The following is a 3,344-nucleotide window of genomic DNA, read 5'->3' as shown; positions in this document are numbered from 1 at the left end:
TCGACTCGGACGTGGACAGCTGCGTCGAATGCGGCTATTGCGAGCCGGTCTGTCCATCCCGGAATACCACGACGACTCCGCGCCAGCGCATCGTGTTGATGCGCGAGATCGCCACCGCGACCGGCGACCGGAAACGTCAGCTGGAGGAGGAGTACAGCTACGCCGCCGTGGACACGTGCGCCGCGGACTCCCTCTGTGTGACCGCCTGTCCGGTCAGCATCGACACTGGCAAGGTCATGAAGGGTATGCGCGCGGAACGGCACGGGCCGGTAGCGCAGCGAGCCGGGGTGACGGCTGCCAAGCATTGGACCGGGACCATCCGTGGACTCCGGGCAGGTCTGAAGGTGGCCGAGGGCATGCCGCACTCCGTACTCTCCGCAGCCGCATCGGCCGGGCGGCGTGTGCTCGGCAAGGGCGTCGTGCCGAGCGTCGCCGCCGGTCTGCCGAACGCGGGGCCACCGCGCCCGTCGCCCCGGGCTCCGGGGGATGCGGCCGTGGTCTTCTTCCCCGCCTGCATCGGTTCCATGTTCGGCCCGGCCGGTGGTGAGCTCGCAGGCTCCGGCGCGACCGCGGCCTTCCTCGCGTTGTGCGAACGGGCCGGTGTGTCCGTGGCGATACCCGACGGCATCGCGGGCCTGTGCTGCGGTACCCCGTGGGCGTCCAAGGGCTTCACGGATGGAGCCACCGAGATGGCTGAGCGGGTGCTCTCGGCGGTGTGGACGGCGTCGCGCGGTGGCGAGATCCCGGTCGCGTGCGACGCGTCGTCGTGTGCGCACGGCCTGGAGCGGATCTCAGACGCGCTGGGCGGCCAGGCGGACCGGGCGCGTGCCGAGCGGTTGCGGGTTATCGACGCGGTGACGTTCGTCCGCGAGTCCGTGCTGCCCGGGTTGCGGGTACGACGCCGGCTCCCGTCGCTGGCGCTGCATCCCACCTGCTCCACGGTTCACATGGATACCCTCGGCGACCTTCATGCGGTCGCGGACGCGGTGGCGGAGACCGTCGTCGTTCCGAAGTCGTGGGGCTGCTGTGGGTTCGCCGGAGACCGCGGCATGTTCTACCCCGAGCTCACCGATGGCGCCACCGAAGCGGAGGCCGCCGAAGTGGCCGGCGCGGACGTCGTCGGGTACGCCTCGTCGAACCGCACGTGCGAGCTGGGCATGAGCCAGGCGACCGGGGAGGATTACCACCACATACTCGAGCTACTCGAGCTAGCGACCCGCGCAGGGCGCTAACGTCCTGCTGACCGTGCCCCGGGGCTCTCAACCGGCAGGACGTTGCGGTGGAGGAGAGGGAGTTGCGTGGTGCGCGCTGAGCAGCGAGCGGGCGGCGTCGAGGATGTCCTGGCGCAGCTCCGAGGGCTCGAGGACGACGATGTCGCCGGCCAGGCCTAGCAGGTAGACCCTGGCCTCATACGCCTTCTCGAACGTCATCGCGACATCCCACCAGCCGTCGTCGCGCTCGGTCGTCTCGTCGATGACGGCGTTCGGCGCCCAGCGCAGGCGATGGCCGACGGTGCCGCGCACCCGGAGACGCACCGGAGTGTCCCGCAGACCGGCGAAGTACCGCTCGTTGGTCCGTTCCCAGTGCTCGGCGAGGTCGAAGCCGGCGGGACGTTGGAACGGCTGCCCGGTCAGCTCCGCGTCGCGGATACGTGACACTCGGTAAGTCCGGAACTCGCCGTCGTCGCGTTGGGCCACCAGGTACCAGGCACGTTTCTTGGCGACCAAGCCGAGCGGAGCGACGAGTGTGTGGTCCGGCCCGCTGCCGTAGGCCATCCGCAGCAAGCACTCCTCCCACAGCGCCTGCTGGACGAGGGGCAGCCAACCGGCGGCGTCCTTTGCGCCGGTCCAGTCCGTGTGGTCGACGAGGATGCGTTCCCGGGCGAGATCGGCAGCACGGCGGGCGTTCGCGGGCACGGTGGAGCGCAGTTTGGTGCTGGCGCTGCGCGCAGCGGCGCCGAAGCCGAGGTCCGCGAGCACGTGCTCGGTGGTCGAGACGAATAGCGCCGCGGCCTCGTCCGGACTCAGCCCGTTCAACCTGGTCCGATAGTCCGGTGCGAGAGACCAGCCGCCGGCGCGCCCTCGGTCGGCATAGACGGGCACGCCCGCGGAGCTCAGCGAGTCGAGATCTCGTTGAACGGTTCGCGCGGAGACCTCTAGACGACGGCCAAGTTCTGCAGCGGTCATCCGGCCATGCGCTTGCAACAGGAGAACGATCTGGACGAGCCGATCCGCACGCATGAGTCAAATATGACACAAGATGTCGTATTTGAATTCTATGGTGACTGCCATGACGACCACATGGCGTACCGACCTGCTCGACCAGCTGGAGTTCTATTGGGACGTGCATCTCATGCCCCGGTTGGCCGGCCTCACCGACGAGGAGTACTTCTGGGAGCCGGTGGGCGGATGCTGGAGCCTGCGTCGGGGTGATGACGGGCGGTATCAGCTGGAGGAGTTCTCTCCGGAACCGCCGACGCCGCCGTTGACAACCCTCGCGTGGCGAGCGGTCCACATCGGCCGGGACATCTTCGGCACCCGTGCCCGCGCGCTCTTCGGTCCGACCCCGGGGCCGGACGATGCCGACATGTATGACAAGCGGCACTGGCCGGAGCCGCTGCCGGGGACCGCCACAGATGCGCTCGCCTTCCTGGAGCAGGCCTATGCGCTCTGGCACGACGGCGTCGCCGGTCTGTCCGATGACGACCTCCGGCGGCCTCTCGGCCCCAAAGGCGCGGCGTACGCGGAGGAGCCGATGGCGAAACTGGTCCTGCACGTCAACCGGGAGGTCATGGCCCACGGAGCTGAGATCTGCCTGCTGCGCGACCTTTACCGGGGATACCGCGATCGGGAGGACCCGTTTGTGGCGGCCTGCCTGGCCGGTGATGCGACCGCCGTCGCCGGCATGTTTTCGCGACGCCCAGATGCCGACGTCGCCCCGGCCGGCCGGGAGGGAACGACGACGCACGGAGTCGACGTGGCGCGGGCGGAGAGGATCAGGCCCGATCTAGTGGCGGAGGTGGCCGGCTTGCGTCACTGGGCGGTCGTCCGGATGCTCGTGGAGGCCGGCTTCGACGTCAACGGTGGGTCGTCCTCCGCCTTGCACTCTGCCGCGGCTGAAGGTGCTGTGGAGGAGGCGCGGTTCCTGGTCGACCATGGTGCCGATCTTCACGCCAAGGACGGACGCTTCGGTCTCACCCCGACAGGCTGGGCGGACTATTTCCAGCGCACCGAGGCCGCCGAATTCCTGCGTGGGCGGGGGTAGCCATCCGGGCCGCGACCCGGGGGACGCCCTGCGGTTCGTGCCCCGAGGTACTCACTCTGCAGGACGTTGGGTGTGTGGAC

General features: G+C 69.3%; 3 protein-coding genes. 2 read left to right on the top strand and 1 reads right to left on the bottom strand.

Going from position 1 to position 3,344, the window contains the following annotated elements; genetic code table 11:
* Window positions 1–1,232, top strand: a 1,232-nt coding sequence (locus ELR45_RS38140; protein ID WP_205856758.1) for a (Fe-S)-binding protein, incomplete at its 5' end; no start/stop codon positions are given.
* Window positions 1,233–1,259: 27 nt separating this feature from the next.
* Here ELR45_RS38140 and ELR45_RS17315 read toward each other — a convergent pair.
* Window positions 1,260–2,240 (bottom strand): helix-turn-helix transcriptional regulator, encoded by a 981-nt coding sequence (locus tag ELR45_RS17315; RefSeq protein WP_129667504.1) that lies wholly within the window; start codon window positions 2,238–2,240, stop codon window positions 1,260–1,262.
* Between the two features lie 49 nt (window positions 2,241–2,289).
* On the opposite strand from ELR45_RS17315, the gene ELR45_RS17310 reads away from it, so the two are divergent.
* A complete protein-coding gene (locus ELR45_RS17310) occupies window positions 2,290–3,264 on the top strand; it encodes a DinB family protein (RefSeq protein WP_129667503.1) in 975 nt (324 codons plus the stop codon).
* The last annotated feature ends 80 nt before the right edge of the window (window positions 3,265–3,344 follow it).

The organism is Phytoactinopolyspora endophytica, assembly GCF_004138495.1.
In the GTDB taxonomy this organism is placed as follows: domain Bacteria; phylum Actinomycetota; class Actinomycetes; order Jiangellales; family Jiangellaceae; genus Phytoactinopolyspora; species Phytoactinopolyspora endophytica.
The sequence above is the reverse complement of the archived record's forward strand: the minus strand, read 5'-3'. Positions and strand labels throughout refer to the sequence as shown.